A 21,206-nucleotide genomic window follows, 5' to 3' on the forward strand; every position below is an offset into this window, starting at 1 on the left:
GATGACCGCCAAACGCCAGGCTCCCGTCAGTCCCGACCCCGCGGCCGAAGCCGACCCGTGGCAACGGCTGCGCCGCTTCACGCGCGCGCGCATCGCGCTGGGCCGCACCGGCCACAGCCAGCCCACCGACGCCGTGCTGGCCTTCGGCCTGGCTCATGCGCAGGCGCGCGATGCGGTGCACCTGGCGCTGGACGTGGGCGCGGTCACCGCGGCGCTGGATGCGGCCGGGCTGGCGCACACGGCGGTCCACAGCGCGGCGCCGGACCGCGAGCACTACCTGCGTCGCCCCGACCTGGGTCGCCGTCTCGACGAAGCCAGCCGCGCGCGGCTGGACGCGGCGCGGCCGCCGCAGGCACCGGATGTGGTGTTCGTGATTGCCGACGGCCTGTCCGCGCTGGCCACGCAGCGCCATGCGCTGCCGCTGCTGCAGGCGGCGCGCGAGCGGCTGCCGCAGGGCTGGCAGATCGGTTCCGTGGTAGTTGCCGAGCAGTCGCGCGTGGCACTGGGCGACGAGATCGGCGAGCGCCTGGGCGCGCGCCAGGTGGTGATGCTGATCGGCGAGCGGCCCGGGCTGAGTTCGCCCGACAGCCTTGGCATCTACCTGACCCATGCGCCGCGCGTCGGCCGCACCGATGCCGAGCGCAATTGCATCTCCAATGTGCGACCCGAGGGGCTGTCCTATGCGCAGGCCGCCGAGCGGCTGGTGTTTCTGCTGCGCGGCGCGGCGGCGCTGGGGCGCTCCGGCGTGGACCTGAAGGACGACAGCGCGCCGGCGTTGCCCTCAGCCAGCGCCGAGGCACCGTCTCAGCTGCGCTGATAATGCAAAACGGCCACCGCGCGGGCCGCAACCCGCGTGGTGGCCGTTGCCATCGCACCGCTTACATCATGCGGCGCGAGAACTGCCCATGCCCGGCATCCGACATCAGTTGCTTGAACTGGTCACCGCTCATGTGCACCAGGTCCTGATGATCGCCGCCCTCGAAATACACTTCGGGTTGCTGCATCAGGCTGTCGTCCACATAGGTTTCCATGCCGTATGCCATCGCCACCGGCGGAATCGCGCCGAGGTCGCAATCCTTGAATATCTCGCGGATCTCGTCCTCGTGCGCCAGCACCAGGTTGCGCCCGGTCTGTTCGCAGATGGCGGCCATCTGCAGGTGATGGCTCGAAGGAATCACAGCGGCAACGTAGCCGCGGTCATCCTCCAGCAACAGCGTCTTGGCCAGCCGGTCCCCAGGCACGTGCGCGGCCTCTGCCGTGGCCATGCTGCTCAGGGTGTAGGGGTGGCGGATGATGTCGTAGCGGGTGTTCTTGCTGCTCAGGCAGTTAGCGAGCGTACTAGCCAGGGCCATGGTTGCTCCTAGGTTCCGGATGCGCCGACGGTTATCCTTGTGCTCCTAATATAGTGCGCCGGCGCCATCGCGATGGCCTGCGGCTAGCGGTGCAGCCGCGGCCACACCGCCTGCAGTTCGGTCTTCAGGAAATTCAGCAGGTAGCGCGTGGCCAGGGTCTGGTAGCGGTTGGGCATGGTCAGCATGTAGAGCTTGCTGCCGAACACGCTGATGCGGTAGTCGGGCAGCAGCGGCACCAGCGCGCCGCTGTCCAGTTCGGCGCCGATCGCATAGATCGGGAAGATGCCGACGCCCAGGCCGGCCAGCACCGCTTCTTTCAGGAAGGCGAAATTCTCCGAGCTGAGCGTCGGTTCGAGCACCACTTGTTCGCGCACCTCGCCATCGCTGCCGCCTGCGCGCGTGCCCGATGCCTTCAGCTTCTGCCCCGCCGGCGACGCACACACGATCGCATGCGACTGCAGCCCGGCCAGCGCCTGCGGCGCCGGGTGGCCGGCAAGGTACGCGGGCGCGGCGCAGACGATCCAGTCGACCGCGCCGATCTCGGTGGCGACCACCGAATCCGGCGGCGTCGAAATGATGCGCAGCGCCACCTCGACGTCCTCGGACACCAGGTTGTGCACGCGGTTGTCGAACACGACATCGAGCGTGATGTCCGGATAGCGCTGCTTGAACCGTACCAGCAGCGGCGACAGCAGCGAATGGCCCAGCCCGGTGGGCACCGACAGCCGCACATGGCCCTGCAGGCTCTTGCCCATGTTGCTGATCAGCGCATTGGCCGCCGCGACTTCGCCCAGGATATTGCGGCCGTGCTCGTATAGCCCGGCGCCGACCGGGGTCGGCTCGACGTGGCGCGTGGTTCGGCGCAGCAGCTGCACGCCCAGCTCTTCTTCCAGCGCCTTGAGCCGGTAGCTGACATTGGCGCGCGTCATCTTGAGCTTGCGCGCGGCCGCGCTCAGGTTGCCAGCGTCGACGATATCGACGAACAGGCGCAGGGCGTTCAGGTCCATGGGGTGATCAGGGAAAGACGGGAGGCGGTGACAGCCCCCGTATATTGCCATGCCGGCGGCGTGGCGCCGGCATGGCGTGCGTCAGTGCTCGTGGTGCAGGTACCTGGCCTGGCGCGGCAGGCGCACGCTGACGCAGAAGGCAATCACCATCATCGCGCTCACATACCAGTAGAACGCGGTCTCGTGGCCCAGCGTCTTCATGCCGAGCGCGACATACTCGGCCGAGCCGCCGAAGATCGCGTTGGCGATGGCATAGGCCAGGCCGACGCCCAGCGCGCGCACCTCGGGCGGGAACATCTCGGCCTTCACGATGCCGCTGATCGAGGTGTAGAAGCTGACGATGGCCAGCGCCGCGGCGATCAGCACGAAGGCCAGTCCCGGGCTGGTGACGGTGCGCAGCGCGCTCAGGATCGGCACCGTGCACAGCGCGCCCAGCGCGCCGAACAGCAGCATGTTGCTGCGCCGGCCGATGCGGTCGGACAGCGCGCCGAACAGCGGCTGCATGCACATGTACAGGAACAGGCAGCCGGTCATCACATAGCTGGCGGTCTTGATCGACATGCCGGCGGTGTTGACGAGGTACTTCTGCATGTAGGTGGTGAAGGTGTAGAAGATCAGCGAGCCGCCCGCGGTATAGCCCAGCACCGTGAAGAACGCCGCCTTATGGTGGCGGAACAGCCCCGCCACGCTGCCGGCCTCCTTGCTGCCGCGGCTGGCCGCGGACGAGGTTTCGTGCAGCGAGCGGCGCAGGAACAGCGCCACCACCGCGGTGGCGGCGCCGACCACGAACGGGATGCGCCAGCCCCATGCCTTCAGTTGTGCCTCGTCCAGCAGCTGCTGCAGGACCACCACCACCAGCACCGCCAGCAACTGGCCGCCGATCAGCGTCACGTACTGGAACGACGAGAAAAAGCCGCGCCGGCCGCGCAGCGCCACCTCGCTCATATAAGTGGCGGTGGTGCCGTATTCGCCGCCGACCGACAGGCCCTGGATCAGCCGCGCCAGCAGCAGCAGCGCCGGCGCCCAGTTGCCGATGCTGGCATGGGTGGGCAGGCAGGCGATCAGCAGCGAGCCGGCGCACATCATCACCACCGAGATCAGCATCGAGTTCTTGCGGCCATGGCGGTCGGCGATGGTGCCGAACAGCCAGCCGCCGATGGGCCGCATCAGGAAGCCGGCGGCGAACACGCCGGCAGTGTTCAGCAATTGCGCGGTGGGGTCGGACTTGGGGAAGAACGACGGTGCGAAATAGATCGCGCAGAACGCATAGACGTAGAAGTCGAACCATTCGACCAGGTTGCCCGACGAAGCGGCGACGATGGCATAGACGCGCTTGCGCACGTCGCCACCGTCGGGCGACGCCGTGTGGGCGGGGGTAGCGGTGAGATCGGTCATGTTGAGCCTTGGCAGTCAGGGCGGTGCAAGCCGCCCGCGAAGAGGTCGCGCTGCGCAGTACGGGACGGGGATGCCGCAACCAGGGCCGCCTGCGGGAGGCGGTGACGCGGCATGGGGGAACACACGGGGGCAGGCCGGGCAACCGGCCCGTCGGTCTGGGGCGTGATCGGGCGCGCACTGCGGCGCTATTGGACATCAGCGTAGCCGCTCAGGACCGGCCTGCCCACCCCCGGTGGAATGCTGCGGTGCAGCATCGAGGGCTGCAGCGACGAAGTTATCAGGGTTTGCGGGCGATTGTTCTGTTAAATGGACACTGAAAACCGAATTGTCACCGCTCCACGCATGCCGCAATGCGATGTTGCATGCACTGCGGCTTGCGCTGTGCGCGGGACTGGGCAATGATTCGAGCCGGACCCTCAACTGGCCTACTGCGCCCCCTGTCTGCCATGCACCGCTCGTTGCGCCGATGGCTGTGCCTGCCTTTGTTCTTTGCCGGCGCCAGCGCCTCCGCCCAGGATCTGGTCGAATGCAAGCGGATCGAGCACGACCAGCTGATCATCGCCTCCCAGGAAACCCTGCTGTTCCTGCGCTGCCGCGCGCGCCAGGTCGCGTACGAGGCGCCGCGCCTGAAGGGCGTGTCGCAACGCGTCAAGGACGACCTGGTGTTCGCGTGCCTGGACCAGGCCGATGCCGTCGAGCACCAGCTGCGCGTGCGCCACGGCTACTCACGCGAGGCGCTGGCGCGCCAGCGCTGCGAACTGTCCGGCGCGCTCACGCCCGGCGGGTGAAGCCCCAAGCGCGCGGGCCACGCCAAAGCCGTCACATGCTGACGTGATGGCTTAGACTCACCAGCGCCAGATGGGCGCTAATCCCTTGCTGGCGTTGCAGGCTCCGCCTGCGCCGAGCGGGGGCTTGCGTTAAGATCGCTTCCTTCCAGCCGTTTTTTGGCGCGCCGTTGCGCTGCATTCCGCGTCTTGCCATGAGCAATCTGAACCAGCAATCCATCCTTTCCGTCCATCACTGGACCGACACCCTTTTCAGCTTCACCTGCACGCGCGACCCCGGTTTCCGCTTTGAAAACGGCCAGTTCGCCATGGTCGGCCTGGAAGTGAATGGCCGCCCGCTGCTGCGCGCCTACAGCATTGCCAGCGCCAACTACGAAGAGACGCTGGAATTCTTCAGCATCAAGGTGCCCGACGGCCCGCTGACCTCGCGCCTGCAGCACCTGCGCGAAGGCGACCAGATCTACGTCGGCAAGAAGCCGACCGGCACGCTGCTGGTCGACAACCTGCTGCCCGGCAAGACCCTGTGGCTGCTGGCCACCGGCACCGGCCTGGCGCCGTTCCTGTCGATCATCCGCGACCCCGACGTCTATGAGCGCTACGACCGGGTCGTGCTGACCCACACCTGCCGCTTCGTCGAGGAGCTGGCCTACCGCGAACTGATCCAGGAACACCTGCCGCAGCACGAGCACCTGGGCGAGCTGGTGCGCGAGAAGCTGGTGTACTTCCCGACCGTGACCCGCGAAGAGTTCGACAACCGCGGCCGCATCACCGACCTGATCGCCTCGGGCGAGCTGTTCGAGCGCCTGGACATGGCGCCGTTCTCGACCGAGAACGACCGCATCATGCTGTGCGGCAGCCCGGACATGCTGAAGGACGTGCGCGCCATCCTCGAAGCGCGCGGCTTTGCCGAAGGCAATATGAGCCACCCCGGCCATTTCGTGCTGGAAAAGGCCTTCGTCGGCTGAGGCCCCGTTCGGCCGGCCCGCCCCGGCGCGGTTCCGCGCCGGGCGCCTCTGTTTCAAGCCCGCGCGCGCTACACCTCGCGCGTCATTCCCTTCAGGTCGATCCACTCCGCAAACTGCGCCTCGGTGACATGCCCCGAGGCGATCGCCGCCTCGCGCAGCGACAGGTTGCGCTTGACCGCCAGCTTGGCGATTTCCGCGGCGCGGTCGTAGCCGATATGCGGGTTGAGCGCGGTCACCGGCATCAGCGAGCGCTCCAGCAGTTCGGCGATGCGTTCGCGGTCGGCCTCGACCCCCTCGACCATATGCTCGGCAAAGCTCGCGGCCGCGCCCGCCAGCAGGCTCACCGATTGCAGCAGGCTGTAGATGATCACCGGCTTGTACGCGTTCAGCTCCAGCGTGCCGAGCCCGTTCGCCAGCGTTACCGTGGTGTGGTTGCCGATTACGCGGCAGCACACCATCGCCAGCGCCTCGGCCTGGGTCGGGTTGACCTTGCCCGGCATGATCGACGAGCCCGGCTCGTTGGCCGGCAGCACCAGCTCGGCAAAGCCGGCGCGCGGGCCCGAGCCCAGCAGCATGAAGTCGCGCGCGATCTTCAGGAATGACGACGCGGTAGTGTTGAGCGCGCCCGACAGGTCGGCCAGCGCGTCGTGCGCGGCCTGCAGCGCATAGCGGTTGGGCGCGGGCTCGAACGGCAGGCCGGTGTAGTCGGCCAGCGCGCGCGCAAAGGCGGCGGCAAAGCCGTGCGGCGCGTTCAGGCCGGTGCCCACTGCGGTGCCGCCCTGCGCCACCGGCATCGCGCGCAGCATGGCCTGCTGCAGGCGTGACTGAGCATCGGCTACCTGCGCCATGTAGCCGGAGAACTCCTGCCCCAGCGTCAGCGGCACCGCGTCCTGCAGGTGGGTGCGGCCGACCTTGACGATATCGGCAAAGGCCTCGACCTTGCGCGCGAAGGTCTGCTGCAGCTGCTCCAGCGCCGGCAGCAGTTGCTGCTGGATCGCGCGCGTGGCGGCGATGTGCATCGCGGTGGGGAAGCTGTCGTTGGACGACTGGCTGGCGTTGACGTGGTCGTTGGGGTGCACCGGGGTCTTGCTGCCGACCTCGCCGCCCAGCAGCTGGATGGCGCGGTTGGCGATGACCTCGTTCAGGTTCATGTTGGTCTGCGTGCCGGAGCCGGTCTGCCACACCGACAGCGGGAACTCGTCGGGCCAGCGGCCTTCGATGACCTCGGCGGCGGCCTGCTCGATGGCTTGCGCCAGTTCAGGCCGCAGCACGCCCAGTTCGCCGTTGGCACGTGCCGCGCACAGCTTCAGGATGGCAAAGGCCTTGATCAGCGCGGGCGGCATCTTTTCGGTGCCGATGCGGAAGTTCTGGCGCGAGCGTTCGGTCTGCGCTCCCCACAGGTGGTCGGCGGGCACGGGCACGTCGCCCAGGCTGTCTTTTTCGATGCGGGTGGCGGTGGACGGGTCTGGCATGGACTGGCTCCTTGGCAAGGCGGCGGACGGCTGGGCCGGAGGACGTGATGCGGTCCATTAGAATACCGCTTCGCCATGGCGGGTGCCTGCGCCCCGCTGTCTTGCCGCGTTGCCGGCTATCGCGACAATTTCCGCCGCATGCTCATCGCCCAGCTCAAATCGTTCTTCATGGTGGCCCGCATCGGCAGCGTCACGCAGGCGGCCAAGCGCCTGGGCCTGTCGCAGCCCACCATCACCGCGCAGATCCGCGCGCTGGAAGAGGCCTATGGGGTCGAGCTGTTCCATCGCGGCGGGCGCCGGCTGGCGCTGTCCGACGCCGGGCTGGCGCTGCTGCCGCGGGTCGAGGCGCTGGTGCAGCAGGAAACCGAGATCGATTTCTTCCTGCGCCATTCCGGCGACCTGCGCACCGGCAGCCTGCGCGTCGGCGCCACCGCCCCGTACTACGTGCTGGAACTGATCCGCCGCTTCAGCGACCGTTTTCCGGCGATCGACGTCAGCGTGGTCACCGGCAACTCGCAGGAGGTGCTGGAGGCGCTGCAGGAATACCGCGTCGACCTCGCCACGTCTTCGCAGCGCGTCGACGACGCACGCCTGTCGCGCATGCTGCTGGGGGTGGATCCGCTGATGCTGGTGGTGCACCGCACCCATGCGCTGGCCGGCCATACCGAAGTGCCGGTGAGCGCGCTGGCGGGCTGCCGGCTGCTGATGCGCGAGCTGGGATCGACCACGCGCATCGCCACCGAGGACATGCTGGCGCAGGCGCGCGTCAGCCCGGCGGCACAAATGGAGATCGGCAGCCGCGAATCGATCCGCGAAGCGGTGATCCGCAACCTCGGCGTATCGGTGATCGCCCGGCACGAGGTGCCGAGCCATCCTGACCTGCGCGTGCTGGGCTTCACCGATGCCGCGCCGTGCCTGCACGAATACCTGTATTGCCTGCGCGAGCGGCGCGGCGCGCGGCTGATCGATGCCTTCGTCGCGCTGGCGGATTCGCCCCCGGGGCAGGCGCCCGGCGGCGACTGAGCGAGGCGGCGCCCGCGCGCGCTCGCGCTACGCCGTCATTTTCAGGCACTGCTCCATGCAGACGGCGCAGGCGCGCGCGCATTCCTGGCAGTGCTCGGCATCATGGCGCTCGCATTCCTCCTTGCACCACTTGCAGACCTCGGCGCAGTCCTCGCACACCAGCGGCGCGAATTCGCTGTTGCGCAGCATATAGGACGCGGCGAGCTGGGCGATGCCGGCGCAATCCATGTCCAGCGCAATGCAGCGCGCCATCTTGCGCACGTCCTGTTCTTCCAGGCAGGCGGCCGCGCACTTGAGGGCGGCCGCCGCCGCGGCATTGCAGGCGGCAATGCAGTCGGCGTAGCGGGCGGCGTTTTCCTGCACGGTGGGTCGGATCATGGAACGTCCTCCTTCGGGGGTAGGTGGATGGAACCGGCATGCCCGCGGTGCGGCAAGCGGCGCATCCGCGCGCGCACGGGGCATCGTTATCCACAATAGCAGGCGCTGCCGCTTCCTGTCGGCCCGGTACTTGCTGCGCCGCGCTGGTTACAATGCCGTGTAGGCGCGGCAGGCAGGCGCCGGCCCGCAGGCAGCGCGGCCGTCACCTGCGCCACGGTCCGGGCACCACCGGCCCGCATTGCGCATCTAACAGGCACGGCACCGGCCCGAGCGGCCGGCCGCTGCAAACACACACACACACCGGCAGCACGGGGAAGGAAGGACATCATGGGCGAGGCAAAACGGCGGGGTACTCCCGAGGAGCGTGCGGCACAGGCACGCGCAAAGATCGAGGCCTTGCGCCCCGCCCAGCTGGTGTGCGGGCACTGCAAGACCGCATTTGCGCAGTTCGACGCGCTCGACGTGCCGGGCCTGCCCGGCATCGACGCGGTGTTCGGCGGCGAATGCCCCAACTGCGGCAACGACGTGGTGGTGTTCAAGGGCGCGCCCGAAGCCGTGGCCCAGGCCATGATCGCCTGGGAAAAGATGCTGGGCGCCGACGCCCAGCTGGGCTACCAGTCGAGCGACGGCCGCCACGTGCCGTTCGAGCCCGAGGGCGCTGCCGGCGCGGTGCCGGACAAGCCCGCGGGCACGCTTCACTGAGCCGCGGGCGGGCCCGCGCGCTGCGGGCTGGGTTCGCCGGCCAGTTCAGGCGGGCCGATCTCGTAGCGGCCGCGGCCCGCGCCCTTGGCGCGGTATAGCAGCACGTCGGCAAGCCGCATCAGCTCGTGGTCCTGCGCCGGGCCGCCGCGGTACAGCGCCACGCCGATGCTGACATCGACGTCGGCGCGCACGCCCTCGAAGCTGAACGGCACGTCCATCGCCTGCAGGATCGCTTGCGCGACCCGGCGCGCGGCGGCGGGCTGCGGCAGGTCTTCGAGCACCACGGCGAATTCGTCGCCGCCCAGCCGGGCCACGGTATCGCTGTCGCGCACGCAGCGGCGCACGCGCTGGGCAAAGTCCTGCAGCAGCAGGTCGCCGGCGGCGTGGCCGTGGATATCGTTGACTGCCTTGAAGCGGTCCATGTCGAGATACAGCAGCGCCATCAGCGTGCCATGCTCGCGGCTGCGCGCCATCGCCGCGTGCAGCCGGCCCTCGAAGGCGCTGCGGTTGAGCAGCTGCGTCAGGTGGTCGGTGCGCGACATGCGCGCCAGGCGCTGGGTCTCGAGCTTGCGCTGGGTGATGTCCTGCACGTGGACATGCACGCCCACCACTTCGCTGCCGTCGGCGCTCCATTCCGGGCGCAGGCTGGTTTCCATGCAGTGGTAGACGGGGACCTCGTCCTCGGTTTCGAAGGTCACCGCGCTGCCGGCCAGCGCGCGTTCCAGGAACGGCCGCACGTGCGCGAAGCGGGCCTCGCCCAGCACCTCGCGCATGGGCTTGCCGCGCAGCTCTTCCGGCTTCAGGCCGAACACCCGCTCATAGGCCAGGTTGTTGAACACATAGCGCGCGTCGGTATCGACAAAGGCCAGCAGCGACGGCAGCGTGTCGGTCACCGCGCGCAGCCGCCGCTCGCTGCGGTCCAGCGCCTGGCGGCGCTCGCGCACGTCGCGCATCAGCTTGATGAAGGCGCGCGTCAGGTCGCCGATCTCGTCGCGCTGCTGGCGCGTGGGCAGCCGCTCGAACGCGGACAGGTCGTTGGCGCTGGCCAGCACCACCCGGTGCAGGCGCGACAGCGGCGTCAGCTGGCGCCGCACCGCCAGCCAGATCAGCAGCGCCACCCCGGCCATCGCCACCCCCGCCATGCCGAGGAAGCGCTGCTGCATCTGCCGCAGCGGGGCGTAGGCCTCGCGCGCCGGCAGCAGCGCCACCAGTTCCCAGCCGGTGGTCGACATCAGGTGGCGCGCAATTACCGGCCGCGCCGGCGTCAGGAATTCCAGCGGTGCGGGGCTGTCGTCCTCGCCGCAGGTGTCGCCCACGGGCCGGGCCGGCTGGCGGGCCTGGGCCGGATCGGGATGACGTACGTAGACCGGCTCGCGCCCGGCGGATACCAGGCAGTAGTAGCCGGTGGTGCCGAGCCGGTTGTGCAGGATGTCGACCAGGAAGTTGGCGCTGGACAGGTCCAGCCATCCGCCCACCAGGCCCAGGAAGCTGCGCTGCGGCGACAGCACCGGCACCGCCACCAGCACGCCCATCTGGCCGCTGGTGCGCGAGCGGATCGGCGGCGATACCACCGGAGCCAGCGTGCGCGCGGCCTCGCGGAAATAATCGCGGTCGCGCACTTCGGCGCCGGCGCCCTGGTCGCTGAGGACATTGCCGTGCTGGTCGGCAACCAGCAGCGCATTGAACGCCGCCGGCACCGGGACCGCGGCGGACAGCGCCTGCAGCGCGCGCTGCCGCGCCGCGGCGGCGTGCGCGCCGTGCGCCTGCGCCATCAGGCCGCCGAGCTGGTCGGCCTGGTGCGACAGCAGCTGGATACGGTCGTTCATGGCCGTGTCGAGCTGGTTGGCGGTCAGCTTGACCACGGAATCCTGCTGGCCCTCGAGCGCATCGTGCAGATCACTGTGCGCGTCATACAGGGCGATCAGCACGATGCCGGTGCCGAACACCGCGGCCAGCACGGTGGTGATGATCGCGATGCGCGCTTTCAGCGTGGGCGTGTAAACGGGCATATCGGCAGTGGGGGCGCAAGGGCAGCGGGGAGGAGCGCAGGCTTGTCGCAAACTGCAGGTCGCGTCTCGGGTAGAACCCTACCATAGCCCCGCCCGGCGGGGCATCCGGCATTTCCCCGCAGCCGTTGTCATGCCGCGGCGGGGCTGTGCGCGCTGCCGGCGCCACGGTATAGTCCCCCGCTAAGGCGAAGGCCGGCCGCGTGGCGGCATGCCTGCGCAGGGGCGGCGCCCCTGCCGCATGCCGGAACCCACCGACCATGAGACTGACTTCGCTTTCCCCCGCCCTGTTGTCAATGCTGGTCGCGGCCGGCGGCGCGCTGCTGACGGCGGGGGCATGGCTGCAGGCCGACCGGCTCGAGCGCCGCGCCGCGCAGCAGCACTTCGACGCGCTGCTGGCCCAGGCCGGCACCGCGTTGCGCGAACGCATGCTGGAGAACGAACGGCTGCTGCGCGGCGTGGCCGCGGTGATGACGGCCAATCCCCGCAGCTCGCGCGCGCAATGGCGCAACTACCTCTATACCGCGCAGCGCGACGACCTGCCGGCCGGCACCCAGGCCATCGGCTACGCGCCGCTCGCCACGCCGCAGCAGGTGCCGCAACTGGTGCAGGCCGCCCGCGCCGATGGCCTTGCCGATTTCACTATCCATCCCGCCGGCGCGCGCGCGCTGTACGCGCCCATCCTCTACATCGATCCGCTGGACGGGCGCAGCATGCGTGTCGCGGGTTTCGACATGCTGTCCGAGCCCACCCGCCGCGCCGCGCTCGAAGCCGCCCGCGACAGCGGCGAGCCGCGCCTGAGCGCCGGCCTGGATCCGATCGGCGAGGCCGAAGCCGAGGCCGTGGCGCGCCAGCGCGGCGCGCTGGTGTTCCTGCCGGTCTATGGCGGCGGTGCCCCGCTCGGCACGGTGGCGCAGCGGCGCGAGGCCGTGCTGGGCTACGTCTATCTGTCGTTGCGGCTGGGCGACCTGATGCGCGCGATCGGGGCCTCGGCGTCGAACGAACTCGAGCTGTCGCTGCACGAGGGCGGGCCCGCCGCCCCCGGCGCGCTGCTGTCGGGCGGCCCCACCGAAGGCGAGGTGCGCGAAGACGGCAGCGCGCCGCTGCTGCACGGCGAGCGCCAGTTCCACTACGGTGGCGGCAGCTGGACGCTGCGCGCCGCCACCCGTCCCGCCTTCGAGGCCGCGCATGGGCCGCGGCCAAACTTTCTGGTCCCGGCCGCGGGGGCGCTGGCGACGCTGCTGCTGGCCTGGCTGACTTATGCGCTGGCGCGCCAGGGCCGCGCCGCGCGGCAGCGCGAGGCGCGCGCCGTGCATGCCTGGGAAGACGACAGCGCCATGCTGCAGGCCTGCCTGGCGCAGTCCGCCGACGGCTTCGTCGTGACCGATGCGCACGGCGTGGTGGTGCGCGCCAGCGAGCGCGCCGGGCAATTGCTGGGCGCCGAGGCCACGCGCCTGGCCGGACGCAGCCTGGACGCGCTGCTTCCCGGCGCCGCCGGCGTGGTGCCCGCCGACGCCGCGGCGGGTTCCGCGATCCACCGCGAACTGGCGGGCGTGCGTGCCGACGGCGGCCGCTTTGCGCTGCGCGTCAGCGTCGCGCCCCTGCCCGCCGGCGACGGCACCGCGCCGCACCGGCTGTGGGCGGTCACCGACCTGGCGCCCGAGCGGCGCGCGCAGGATGCCGCGGCGGTGCAGGCGGCACGCTATGCCGGACTGCTCGACCACGCCGCCTTCTGCGTCATCACCTTCGACGAGCACGGCCAGATCACCGGCATCAACCCGGCCGGCGAGCGCATGCTCTGGTACAGCAGCGCCGAGCTGGTCGGCCACATGCCCATGACCGGCCTGCATGTCGCCACGGAACTGGCCGACCACGCGCGCGCGCTCAGCGCCGAGCTGGGCGCGCCGGTGCCGCCGGGCCTGCCCGCGCTGCTGGCCAAGCCGCGGCTGGGGCTGACCGATGAACGCGAATGGACCTGGGTGCGCAAGGGCGGCTCGCGCATGCCGGTGCGGCTGGCGGTGTCGGCGTTGCCGATGGCCGCGTTACCGGTGAATTCAACTGCCGCACAGCCGCCGGGCTACCAAGCGATCGGCTATGACCTGACCGAGCGCCTGCGCGTGGACGAGTACATCCGCCAACTGGCGCTGCACGACCCGCTGACCGGCCTGCCCAACCGCGCCGAACTGAGCGAGCGCGCCCAGGCTTTGCTGTTGCACGCGCGCACCCGCGGCGAGCGCGTGGCGCTGCTGCTGATTGACCTGGACCACTTCAAGCGCATCAACGATTCTCTCGGCCACCCGGTGGGCGACGACGTGCTGCGCACCATGGCCGACCGCATCAAGGGCACGGTGCGCCAGGGCGACCTGGTGGCGCGCATGGGCGGCGACGAGTTTGGCGTGGTGCTGGGCGGCCTGCGCCACGACAGCGAGGCCGAGCTGATTGCCGCCAAGATCCAGGCGCGCATCAATGAAGAGCTGGTGGCCGGCGGCCAGCGGCTGCGCGTGACGCCGTCGATCGGCATGGCGGTGTTCCCCGACGATGGCGACACGCTGACCGAACTGCTCAAGTCCGCCGACTCCGCCGTCTACGCCGCCAAGCAGGGCGGGCGCGCGCGCCTGTGCCGCTTTGCCAGCGCCATGGCCGAGGCCTCGCTGGCGCGCTTCACCATCGAAGGGCTGCTGCGGCGCGCGCTGGCCGCCAACGAATTCCGGCTGCGCTACCAGCCGATCGTGGATACCGCCACGCTAACCATCCCCGCGGTCGAGGCGCTGATCACCTGGGAGACCGCCGAGCGCGGCGTGATGCAGCCGGCCGAGTTCATCCCCATTGCCGAGCAGAGCGGGCTGGTGGTGCCGCTGGGCGAATGGGCGCTGGCCACCGCCTGCCGCGAGATCCAGGCCTTGCGCGAAGAACTGGGCCGCGAGCTCGAGGTCGCGGTCAATATCTCGCCGCTGCAGCTGCGCCAGGCGGACTTCCCCGACACCGTGGCGCGCTGCCTGCAGCAGGCCGGCCTGCCGCCGCAAGGGCTGGTGATCGAGGTCACCGAGGGCCTCCTGGTCGATGGCGGCGAGACCACCATCGAGACCTTCCGCCGCCTGCGCGAACTGGGCGTGGGGTTGTCGATCGACGACTTCGGCACCGGCTATTCCGGGCTCAATTACCTGACCCGCTTGCCGATCAGCCGGCTCAAGATCGACAAGTCCTTCGTCGACGGCGTGGCCACGCCGGGCCACGACCAGGCCGTGGCCGCGGCGATCATCGCGCTGGGCCACCAGCTGCATCTCAAGGTGATCGCCGAGGGGGTGGAAACCGCGGCGCAGTTTGCCTTCCTGCGCGCGCAGGGATGCGACGGGCTGCAGGGCTTCCTGTTCAGCCAGGGCGTGCCGCAGCAGGCGCTGCGCGAGGTGCTGCGCAAGCCGCTGACGGTGCCGGACACGGACGTTTCCATCGCCTCCACGCCGCAGCAGGCCTGACGCGCGCACCGCGCGCCGCATCCCAAATCCCCCGATACCTCCATCGAAAACCTTTGCCGAACTGCCATATGGCTGGCATCTGCGCTGCCTATGCTGGCGGCCGGTTCGATCGAGATGCAGGGAGATTCGGTGATGCAGGCAGGCAAGCCAACGCAGGACAGAGCGTTCCTGGCCGTGGAGCAGGTCAGCAAGCGCTTTGGCAGTTTCGTCGCTCTGGATGGCGTGTCGCTGTCGGTGGGGCAGGGCGAGCTGCTGTGCCTGCTGGGCCCGTCGGGCTGCGGCAAGACCACGCTGCTGCGCATCATCGCCGGCCTGGAGCGCGAGGACGCCGGCCGCATCCACGCCGGCGCGCGCGAGCTGACCGGCCTGCCGCCGCAGGCGCGCGACTACGGCATCCTGTTCCAGTCCTACGCGCTGTTCCCCAACCTGACCGTGGCGCAGAACGTCGCCTACGGCCTGCACGGGCGCGGCATGGGACGCGCGCACCGCGACGCGCGCGTGGCCGAGATGCTCGACCTGGTCGGCCTGGCCGGCAGCGAACGCAAGTTCCCGGGGCAGCTTTCCGGCGGCCAGCAGCAGCGCGTGGCGATGGCCCGCGCGCTGGCGCCGGCGCCGTCGCTGCTGTTGCTGGATGAGCCGATGTCGGCGCTCGACGCGCGCGTGCGCGAGCACCTGCGCGCGGAACTGCGCCAGCTGCAGCGCCGCCTGAACATCACCACCGTGATGGTCACGCACGACCAGGAAGAGGCCATGACCATGGCCGACCGCATCGCCGTGATGGATGGCGGGCGCATCGTGCAGGCGGGCACGCCCGCCGAAATCTACGAACAGCCGGCGTCGGCCTTTGTCGCCGGCTTTGTCGGCCAGGCCAACTGGCTGCCCGGGCACAGCGTGCCGGCCGGGCGCTTCACCATCGGCGAAGGCAGCCAGGCGGTCGAGTTGCAGGTCGACGCGCCGCCGCCGCTGGCGGGCGCCGGCCGGCTGTGCTGCCGGCCCGAGGCCGTGCGGCTGGACCCGGATCCCGCCGAGCCCAACCGCCTGCTGGCGCGCGTAGTCGACCAGACCTACCTGGGCAACCGTTACCGGCTGGCGCTGGAAGCCGATCGCCTGCCCGGTCTGACGCTGTTTGCCGACGTGGCGCGCGAGGCCCGGCACCGGCTGCCGGAGCCGGGCGGCCACAAATTCTGGATTGCCTTGCCGGCGCCGGCGCTGCGGGTGTTCGCATGACGCGCGCCGCCACCGCCGCCACCGCCGCCACCACTGTCGCACCTCCGGCTCAAGCACCGGCGTCCCGGCAGCGCGGCACCGGCCTGGCCGCGCGCCTGGCGCACGGCGCCCCCGCCGCGATGAAGTGGCTGTGGCTGGCCGGGCTTGCCGTGGGCCTGCTGCTGCCGTTGCTGGCGCTGTTCCGCCAGGCCTGGTTCGATGGCGCGAGCCAGTGGGTGCTGGGCGCGCGCATGGCGGCGCTGGTATCCGGCCCCAACTTCCTGCCGATGCTCGGGCGCAGCGTGGCGGTGTCGCTGACGGTGGTGGCGCTGGTGGTGCCGCTGGCGTTCGGCTTTGCCTATGCGCTGCAGCGCTCCTGCATCGCGCTGCGGCCGCTGTGGCGCGGCATTGCGCTGCTGCCGCTGTTCGCGCCGTCGCTGCTGCCGGCGATCGCGCTGGTCTACCTGTTCGGCAACCAGGGCATCTTCAGCGACGCCTTCGGCCCGGGTGGCATCTATGGCTTCTGGGGCATCGTGCTGGGCGAGGCCTTCTACACCTTCCCGCATGCGCTGATGGTGCTGGTGGCGACGCTGTCGCTGGCCGATGCGCGCCTCTATGAAGCGGCGCGCGCGATGGGCGCCGGCCCGTGGCGCACCTTCCGCACCGTGACGCTGCCGGGCGCGCGCCAGGGCCTGTTCGCCGCGGCCTGCCTGGTGCTGACACTGGTGATCACGGACTTCGGCGTGCCCAAGGTGGTGGGCGGCGGCTACCCCGTGCTCGCGCTCGAGGCGTACAAGGCCGTGGTGGGGCAGCAGCAGTTCGACCGCGGCGCGCTGATCGGCATGCTGCTGCTGGCGCCGGCGCTGCTGACCTTTGCCGTCGACCTGGCGCTGCAGCGGCGCCAGCGCACGCAGCTAGGCAGCCGCGCGCAGGTGTATGTGCCGGCGCCCGAGCGCGGCCGCGACAGCGCCTGCCTGCTGCTGGTGCTGGCCGTCAGCGCCGCGCTGCTGGCGGTGGTCATCACCGCGGTGGGCGCGTCGCTGGTCAAGCTGTGGCCATACAACCTGAGCCTGACGCTGGCGCACTACGACTTCGACAACATGGACGGCGGCGGCTGGCTGGCCTACCGCAACAGCCTGAAGCTATCGGTACTGACCGCGCTGGCGGGCACCGTGGCGATCTTCCTCGGCGCCTGGCTGATGCTGCGCACGCGTGGGCCGGCCTGGCTGCATGGCGTGCTGCGCGCGGGCTTCCTGCTGCCGATGGCGGTGCCCGGCCTGGTGCTGGGGCTGGGCTACGTGTTTTTCTTCAACGCACCCGGCAATCCGCTGCACGCGCTGTACGGCACCATGGCGCTGCTGGTGCTGTGCAATGTCGCGCACTGCTACACCACCGGCCACCTGACCGCGGCCGCCGCCCTGCGCCAGCTCGACCACGAGTTCGAGGCCGCGGCGCTGTCGCTGGGCGTGGCGCCGCTGCTGACGTGCTGGCGCGTGACCGTGCCGGTGTGCCTGCCGGCGCTGCTCGACATCTTCCGCTACCTGTTCGTGTCGTCGATGACGACGGTCTCGGCGGTGATCTTCCTGTACAGCCCCGACACCGTGCTGGCCGCGATCTCGGTGCTGAACATGGACGATGCCGGCGATACCGCGCCCGCCGCGGCGATGTCGACGCTGATCCTGCTCACCGCCGTGCTGGCCGCGCTGTTGCTGCACGCGCTCTCGGCCGGCTGGCTGCGCCGCGCGCAGCGCTGGCGCGCCGGCTGAGCCTTCCGTTTAGTCATGCCGCTGCACTGCGCAACACACTGATCGATTCCAAAGGAGGAAACCATGTCCCGCACCACCCGTCTTTCCGCGGCCATTGCCACCGTGGCCACCGTGGCCGCCGCCACGCTGCCGCTGCTGGCCGGCAACGCCGCCGCCGCCACCGTGCTGACCGTCTACACCGCGCTCGAGGCCGACCAGATCGCCGCCTACAAGGCCGCGTTCGAGAAGGTGCATCCCGAGATCGAGATCAAGTGGGTGCGCGATTCCACCGGCATCGTCACCGCCAAGCTGCTGGCGGAAAAGGCCGCGCCGCGCGCCGACGCGGTATGGGGCCTGGCCGGCTCCAGCCTGGCGATCCTGGACAAGGAAGGCATGCTCGACCCGTATGCGCCCAAGAACCTGGCCGCGATCGATGCCCGGTACCGCAGCGCGGCCAACCCGCCGGCATGGGTCGGCATGGACGTGTGGGGCGCGGCGATCTGCTTCAACACCGTGGAGGCGCAGAAGCAGGGCTTGCCCAAGCCCAGCTCGTGGGCCGACCTGACCAAGCCCATCTATGCCGGCAAGGTGGTGATGCCGCATCCGGCCTCGTCGGGCACGGGCTTCCTCGATGTCAGCGCCTGGCTGCAGATGATGGGCGAGCAGAAGGGCTGGCAGTACATGGACGCCCTGCACAAGAACATCGGCCTGTACACGCACTCGGGCTCCAAGCCGTGCAAGATGGCCGCGCAGGGCGAGTTCCCGATCGGTATCGCGTTCGAGTACCGTGCCATGAAGTCGAAGAAGGAAGGCGCGCCGATTGATATCGTGCTGCCGAGCGAAGGCCTGGGCTGGGACATCGAGGCCACCGCCATCGTCAAGGGCACGAAGAACCTGGAAGCGGCGCGCAAGCTGGCCGACTTCTCGGCGTCGCGCGAGGCCATGGCGCTGTATGAAAAGAACTTCGCGGTGCTGGCCGTGCCGGGCATCGCCAAGCCTGACGCGCTGCTGCCGGCGGACTACGAGAAGCGCCTGATCAAGAACGACTTCCGCTGGGCCAGCGATAACCGCGACCGCATCCTGGCCGAATGGAGCAAGCGCTACGAAGGGAAGGCGGAGAAGAAGTAAGACTGGTCGGCCGGGCGCCGCCACGGCGACAAAACCGGCTCGCAGAAACGGGTACGCCGGCGGCGCCGCGGCCGGCGGGGCCGGGCCTGATTCAGGCCTGGCGTTGCGCGTCGTCGGTGGCGGGCAGGCCGGCGTGCAGGCGGCGGTAGAGTTCGTCGATGCGCTCGCGGCTGGCCTGCAGTTCTTCGCGGCCGCGTTCGGTCAGCAGGTAGACCCGGCCGATGCCGTCGCGCAGCACGCTTTCCAGGTAGCCTTCCATTTGCAGCGCGCGCAGCAGCGGACGCACCGAGCCGATATCGACCTGGAAGCCGTATTCCAGCAGCATGTCGGCCAGCATGGCCACGGTGGCGGGGACTTCCAGCGCGAATTGCAGGACGTAGACGCGGGCCAGCAGGCCCAGGAACTGTCGTTTCATGTGGATTGGCAACGCGGCCGGCGCCGCGCCGGTTGACGCAGCATGCGGGCACTGTGATGCCGGCAGCGCCGCGGGACGGGCGTCCAACGGGGATGTCGCCTGCCGGGGTGCCGGACAGTACGCATTCTACCGGATCAAAAAAAGAAGCCGCCAGGAGGCCTGGCGGCTTGTCGGGAATGCGTCGGAGGGGTCAATTAACTCTGGCGCAGACCAGATTTTAATTTAATCGAATGCGGATTGTCACGCGTCGGCGACGCGTCCCCTCCTGTGGGGGGTGGGAATGAAAGCTCACAGTAAGAAAGTGACGCCTTTACGTGACATTGTGGCGGAAACGGCGCTCAAATTTCAGGTAGATCTGTCAACGTCCAGCCATTCCGCGGGTTTCGCCGGCCCCGCAGGAGCGGGTATCCGGGCCACATGTCCGAATCCGGCTTGCTGCCGGCGCTGCGCCGGCGTCCAATGCGGCATCGCTGATGCTGCCGGCGAGTCCCCTCGACCGACCCGATGAAACCAATCGACCTGCTTCGCCTGCTGGCTCTCGCCGCCCTCTGGGGTGGCAGCTTCCTGTTTATCCGCATCGGCGCGCCAGTGCTGGGGCCGGTGCCGACCGCCTTCGTGCGCGTGCTGATCGGCGCACTGACGCTGGCGGCGTGCCTGCCGCTGCTGGGCCTGCGCTGGGACATGCAAGGGAAATGGCCCGCGGTGCTGGCGCTGGGCGTGGTCAACTCCGGGATTCCGTTCGCGATGTACGCCGTGGCGGCGCTGTGGCTGCCGGCCGGGTACTCGGCGGTGTTCAACGCCATGACGCCGCTGATGGGCGTGGTGATCGGCGCCATCGCCTTCGCCGAGCCGCTGACGCGGGCGAAGGCGATGGGGGTGTTGCTCGGCGTGGCAGGCGTCGCGGTGCTGACGCGCACGGGACCGGTCACTTTCACCTTGGAGGTCCTGCTGGGCGCGCTGGCCTGCCTGGTCGCCACCGCCTGCTACGGCCTGGCGGGCTTTCTCGCGCGGCGCTGGATCACGCAGCGCGGCGGGCTCGACAGCCGGCTGGTCGCCGCCGGCAGCCTGGTCGGCGCGGGCGCCTTCCTGCTGCCCTTCTGCGTCGCTGCGCTGTGGCGCCACAACACGCTGCCCGACGCCGGCGCCGGGGTCTGGGCGGCCATGCTGGGCCTGGGCACGCTGTGCACGGCGCTGGCCTACATCCTGTATTTCCGGTTGATCGCCGACCTGGGCCCGGTGCGCTCGCTCACCGTTACCTTCCTGATCCCGCCGTTCGGCATCGTCTGGGGCGCGCTGTTCCTGGGCGAGGCACTATCGTGGGCGCATGCCGCCGGCGGCGCGCTGATCGGCATGGCGGTGTGGCTGGTGTTGCGGCCGGGGGCGTCAGCTCAGGCCGGAACCAGACAGGCCGCCGGCGCTGCCGCCGAACGGTGAGTTGGGCCACGTGAGAAGAAACTCATAATTTGGCCGGAAGGTGCTGACGGTACGATACGAATCGTGGAAATTCAGGAAGTGAAGAAACGGGATGAACGCACCTAGTAACCTCCAGACGATCGTCGGGCCGGACGGCAAGCCGGCCTTTGTCGTGATCCCGTACGGAGATTACCTCACGCAATTCGCGCAAGCCGCCGACCTGATCCCGCATGCCGTGGTCCGGCGCGTGCTGACCGATGACGTTCCGCCGCTGCGCGCCTGGCGCGAACATCTTGGCCTGACGCAGGCGGAAGTTGCCGCGCGGCTCGGCATCTCGCAGTCTGCCTACGCGCAGCAGGAAAACAGTGCCCGCCTGCGCAAGACATCGCGCGCGCGGATTGCCGCAGCGCTAGGCATCACGGCGGCACAACTCGATATCTGATCCGAGCGGCCGGTTCAGGCCTGCGCCGCGGTGCCGACGTTGTACTGCTCGCGCACCATCATCACCACGCGGCGGGCCTGGCGCCAGTGACGCACGGCGTCGGCTTCGCTGCGTTCGGGGAAATCGACTTCGGCGCTCCAGTTGCAGCCGGTGTGGTCGGGGCGGTGCACGCACACCGCGCGCAGCTGGCAGTCCTGACAGCCGGGCTCCTGGCGCAGGCACAGGTTGATCAGGTGCTTCAGTTCGGACAGGGGTTTGGTCAGGCGCTCCATGGATGGCTCCGTCAGGCGCGCAGCATG

General features: G+C 69.8%; 19 protein-coding genes. 11 read left to right on the forward strand and 8 right to left on the reverse strand.

The annotated features are described in order from the left end of the window. The first annotated feature begins 1 nt into the window (after position 1). A complete protein-coding gene (gene eutC, locus A2G96_RS31555; RefSeq protein ID WP_062804030.1) occupies positions 2-817 on the forward strand; it encodes an ethanolamine ammonia-lyase subunit EutC in 816 nt (271 codons plus the stop codon). 61 nt (positions 818-878) lie between these two features. Here the strand turns inward: eutC and A2G96_RS31560 are convergent, their stop codons facing one another. From A2G96_RS31560 to A2G96_RS31570, 3 genes are all read right to left on the reverse strand, one after another. Next, positions 879-1,352 (reverse strand): aminoacyl-tRNA deacylase, encoded by a 474-nt coding sequence (locus A2G96_RS31560; protein WP_062804031.1) that lies wholly within the window; start codon positions 1,350-1,352, stop codon positions 879-881. Between the two features lie 83 nt (positions 1,353-1,435). Then, on the reverse strand, positions 1,436-2,359 hold the full coding sequence (locus tag A2G96_RS31565) for a LysR family transcriptional regulator (RefSeq protein WP_062804032.1): 924 nt from the start codon (positions 2,357-2,359) through the stop codon (positions 1,436-1,438). A gap of 81 nt (positions 2,360-2,440) precedes the next feature. Continuing rightward, positions 2,441-3,754: an MFS family transporter gene (locus A2G96_RS31570; protein WP_062804033.1), complete on the reverse strand. Its 1,314-nt coding sequence runs from the start codon at positions 3,752-3,754 to the stop codon at positions 2,441-2,443. Between the two features lie 446 nt (positions 3,755-4,200). Here A2G96_RS31570 and A2G96_RS31575 point away from each other — a divergent pair, with 446 nt between their 5' ends. Together A2G96_RS31575 and A2G96_RS31580 are read left to right on the forward strand one after the other, a co-directional pair. Then, entirely contained in the window at positions 4,201-4,542 is a 342-nt protein-coding gene (locus A2G96_RS31575; protein WP_092314779.1) for a hypothetical protein, read from the forward strand. Between the two features lie 191 nt (positions 4,543-4,733). Next, positions 4,734-5,504, forward strand: coding sequence for a ferredoxin--NADP reductase (locus A2G96_RS31580; protein ID WP_018006019.1), 771 nt, complete (start codon positions 4,734-4,736; stop codon positions 5,502-5,504). 68 nt (positions 5,505-5,572) lie between these two features. Here the strand turns inward: A2G96_RS31580 and fumC are convergent, their stop codons facing one another. Continuing rightward, complete coding sequence (fumC, locus tag A2G96_RS31585) at positions 5,573-6,976, reverse strand: class II fumarate hydratase (protein ID WP_062804035.1); 1,404 nt, start codon at positions 6,974-6,976, stop codon at positions 5,573-5,575. Positions 6,977-7,114: 138 nt separating this feature from the next. Between fumC and A2G96_RS31590 the strand changes: the two genes are divergently transcribed. Then, complete coding sequence (locus tag A2G96_RS31590) at positions 7,115-7,999, forward strand: LysR family transcriptional regulator (RefSeq protein ID WP_062804238.1); 885 nt, start codon at positions 7,115-7,117, stop codon at positions 7,997-7,999. A gap of 27 nt (positions 8,000-8,026) precedes the next feature. Here A2G96_RS31590 and A2G96_RS31595 read toward each other — a convergent pair whose 3' ends face one another. After that, positions 8,027-8,377: a four-helix bundle copper-binding protein gene (locus A2G96_RS31595; protein WP_012354956.1), complete on the reverse strand. Its 351-nt coding sequence runs from the start codon at positions 8,375-8,377 to the stop codon at positions 8,027-8,029. Positions 8,378-8,704: 327 nt separating this feature from the next. On the opposite strand from A2G96_RS31595, the gene A2G96_RS31600 reads away from it, so the two are divergent. Continuing rightward, positions 8,705-9,079 carry a hypothetical protein gene (locus A2G96_RS31600; protein ID WP_062804036.1) on the forward strand — a complete coding sequence of 125 codons (375 nt, stop codon included), beginning with the start codon at positions 8,705-8,707 and terminating at the stop codon, positions 9,077-9,079. Here the strand turns inward: A2G96_RS31600 and A2G96_RS31605 are convergent. Next, complete coding sequence (locus tag A2G96_RS31605; protein WP_062804037.1) at positions 9,073-11,088, reverse strand: sensor domain-containing diguanylate cyclase; 2,016 nt, start codon at positions 11,086-11,088, stop codon at positions 9,073-9,075. The genes A2G96_RS31600 and A2G96_RS31605 overlap by 7 nt on opposite strands. Positions 11,089-11,345: 257 nt before the next feature. Between A2G96_RS31605 and A2G96_RS31610 the strand changes: the two genes are divergently transcribed. The 4 genes from A2G96_RS31610 to A2G96_RS31625 all read left to right on the forward strand — a co-directional run bounded on the left by A2G96_RS31610 (position 11,346) and on the right by A2G96_RS31625 (position 18,637). After that, the gene (locus tag A2G96_RS31610; protein ID WP_062804038.1) at positions 11,346-14,558 is read left to right on the forward strand and encodes a bifunctional diguanylate cyclase/phosphodiesterase; all 3,213 of its coding nucleotides are present in this window, start codon (positions 11,346-11,348) and stop codon (positions 14,556-14,558) included. Between the two features lie 132 nt (positions 14,559-14,690). Next, the gene (locus A2G96_RS31615; protein WP_062804239.1) at positions 14,691-15,785 is read left to right on the forward strand and encodes a putative 2-aminoethylphosphonate ABC transporter ATP-binding protein; all 1,095 of its coding nucleotides are present in this window, start codon (positions 14,691-14,693) and stop codon (positions 15,783-15,785) included. Continuing rightward, a complete protein-coding gene (locus A2G96_RS31620; protein WP_062804039.1) occupies positions 15,782-17,530 on the forward strand; it encodes a putative 2-aminoethylphosphonate ABC transporter permease subunit in 1,749 nt (582 codons plus the stop codon). Before A2G96_RS31615 ends, A2G96_RS31620 begins: the two co-directional genes overlap by 4 nt. 63 nt (positions 17,531-17,593) lie before the next feature. After that, positions 17,594-18,637, forward strand: coding sequence for a putative 2-aminoethylphosphonate ABC transporter substrate-binding protein (locus tag A2G96_RS31625; RefSeq protein ID WP_062804040.1), 1,044 nt, complete (start codon positions 17,594-17,596; stop codon positions 18,635-18,637). Positions 18,638-18,728: 91 nt separating this feature from the next. Here A2G96_RS31625 and A2G96_RS31630 read toward each other — a convergent pair whose 3' ends face one another. Beyond that, positions 18,729-19,052 (reverse strand): PadR family transcriptional regulator, encoded by a 324-nt coding sequence (locus A2G96_RS31630; protein WP_062804041.1) that lies wholly within the window; start codon positions 19,050-19,052, stop codon positions 18,729-18,731. A gap of 504 nt (positions 19,053-19,556) precedes the next feature. On the opposite strand from A2G96_RS31630, the gene A2G96_RS31635 reads away from it, so the two are divergent. Beyond that, entirely contained in the window at positions 19,557-20,486 is a 930-nt protein-coding gene (locus A2G96_RS31635) for a DMT family transporter (protein ID WP_062804042.1), read from the forward strand. Between the two features lie 91 nt (positions 20,487-20,577). Next, positions 20,578-20,907: a helix-turn-helix domain-containing protein gene (locus A2G96_RS31640; protein ID WP_062804043.1), complete on the forward strand. Its 330-nt coding sequence runs from the start codon at positions 20,578-20,580 to the stop codon at positions 20,905-20,907. A gap of 14 nt (positions 20,908-20,921) precedes the next feature. Here A2G96_RS31640 and A2G96_RS31645 read toward each other — a convergent pair whose 3' ends face one another. Beyond that, on the reverse strand, positions 20,922-21,179 hold the full coding sequence (locus tag A2G96_RS31645) for a hypothetical protein (RefSeq protein ID WP_062804044.1): 258 nt from the start codon (positions 21,177-21,179) through the stop codon (positions 20,922-20,924). Positions 21,180-21,206: the final 27 nt, after the last annotated feature.

It is taken from the genome of Cupriavidus nantongensis (assembly GCF_001598055.1).
GTDB classification, from domain to species: Bacteria; Pseudomonadota; Gammaproteobacteria; order Burkholderiales; family Burkholderiaceae; genus Cupriavidus; species Cupriavidus nantongensis.

What these genes read in the sequence shown, in the direction of transcription:
- eutC (WP_062804030.1), top strand. Translation starts at nt 2, where the DNA reads ATGACCGCCAAACGCCAGGCTCCCGTCAGTCCCGACCCCGCGGCCGAA.
- A2G96_RS31560 (WP_062804031.1), bottom strand. Translation starts at nt 1,352, where the DNA reads ATGGCCCTGGCTAGTACGCTCGCTAACTGCCTGAGCAGCAAGAACACC.
- A2G96_RS31565 (WP_062804032.1), bottom strand. Translation starts at nt 2,359, where the DNA reads ATGGACCTGAACGCCCTGCGCCTGTTCGTCGATATCGTCGACGCTGGC.
- A2G96_RS31570 (WP_062804033.1), bottom strand. Translation starts at nt 3,754, where the DNA reads ATGACCGATCTCACCGCTACCCCCGCCCACACGGCGTCGCCCGACGGT.
- A2G96_RS31575 (WP_092314779.1), top strand. Translation starts at nt 4,201, where the DNA reads ATGCACCGCTCGTTGCGCCGATGGCTGTGCCTGCCTTTGTTCTTTGCC.
- A2G96_RS31580 (WP_018006019.1), top strand. Translation starts at nt 4,734, where the DNA reads ATGAGCAATCTGAACCAGCAATCCATCCTTTCCGTCCATCACTGGACC.
- fumC (WP_062804035.1), bottom strand. Translation starts at nt 6,976, where the DNA reads ATGCCAGACCCGTCCACCGCCACCCGCATCGAAAAAGACAGCCTGGGC.
- A2G96_RS31590 (WP_062804238.1), top strand. Translation starts at nt 7,115, where the DNA reads ATGCTCATCGCCCAGCTCAAATCGTTCTTCATGGTGGCCCGCATCGGC.
- A2G96_RS31595 (WP_012354956.1), bottom strand. Translation starts at nt 8,377, where the DNA reads ATGATCCGACCCACCGTGCAGGAAAACGCCGCCCGCTACGCCGACTGC.
- A2G96_RS31600 (WP_062804036.1), top strand. Translation starts at nt 8,705, where the DNA reads ATGGGCGAGGCAAAACGGCGGGGTACTCCCGAGGAGCGTGCGGCACAG.
- A2G96_RS31605 (WP_062804037.1), bottom strand. Translation starts at nt 11,088, where the DNA reads ATGCCCGTTTACACGCCCACGCTGAAAGCGCGCATCGCGATCATCACC.
- A2G96_RS31610 (WP_062804038.1), top strand. Translation starts at nt 11,346, where the DNA reads ATGAGACTGACTTCGCTTTCCCCCGCCCTGTTGTCAATGCTGGTCGCG.
- A2G96_RS31615 (WP_062804239.1), top strand. Translation starts at nt 14,691, where the DNA reads ATGCAGGCAGGCAAGCCAACGCAGGACAGAGCGTTCCTGGCCGTGGAG.
- A2G96_RS31620 (WP_062804039.1), top strand. Translation starts at nt 15,782, where the DNA reads ATGACGCGCGCCGCCACCGCCGCCACCGCCGCCACCACTGTCGCACCT.
- A2G96_RS31625 (WP_062804040.1), top strand. Translation starts at nt 17,594, where the DNA reads ATGTCCCGCACCACCCGTCTTTCCGCGGCCATTGCCACCGTGGCCACC.
- A2G96_RS31630 (WP_062804041.1), bottom strand. Translation starts at nt 19,052, where the DNA reads ATGAAACGACAGTTCCTGGGCCTGCTGGCCCGCGTCTACGTCCTGCAA.
- A2G96_RS31635 (WP_062804042.1), top strand. Translation starts at nt 19,557, where the DNA reads ATGAAACCAATCGACCTGCTTCGCCTGCTGGCTCTCGCCGCCCTCTGG.
- A2G96_RS31640 (WP_062804043.1), top strand. Translation starts at nt 20,578, where the DNA reads ATGAACGCACCTAGTAACCTCCAGACGATCGTCGGGCCGGACGGCAAG.
- A2G96_RS31645 (WP_062804044.1), bottom strand. Translation starts at nt 21,179, where the DNA reads ATGGAGCGCCTGACCAAACCCCTGTCCGAACTGAAGCACCTGATCAAC.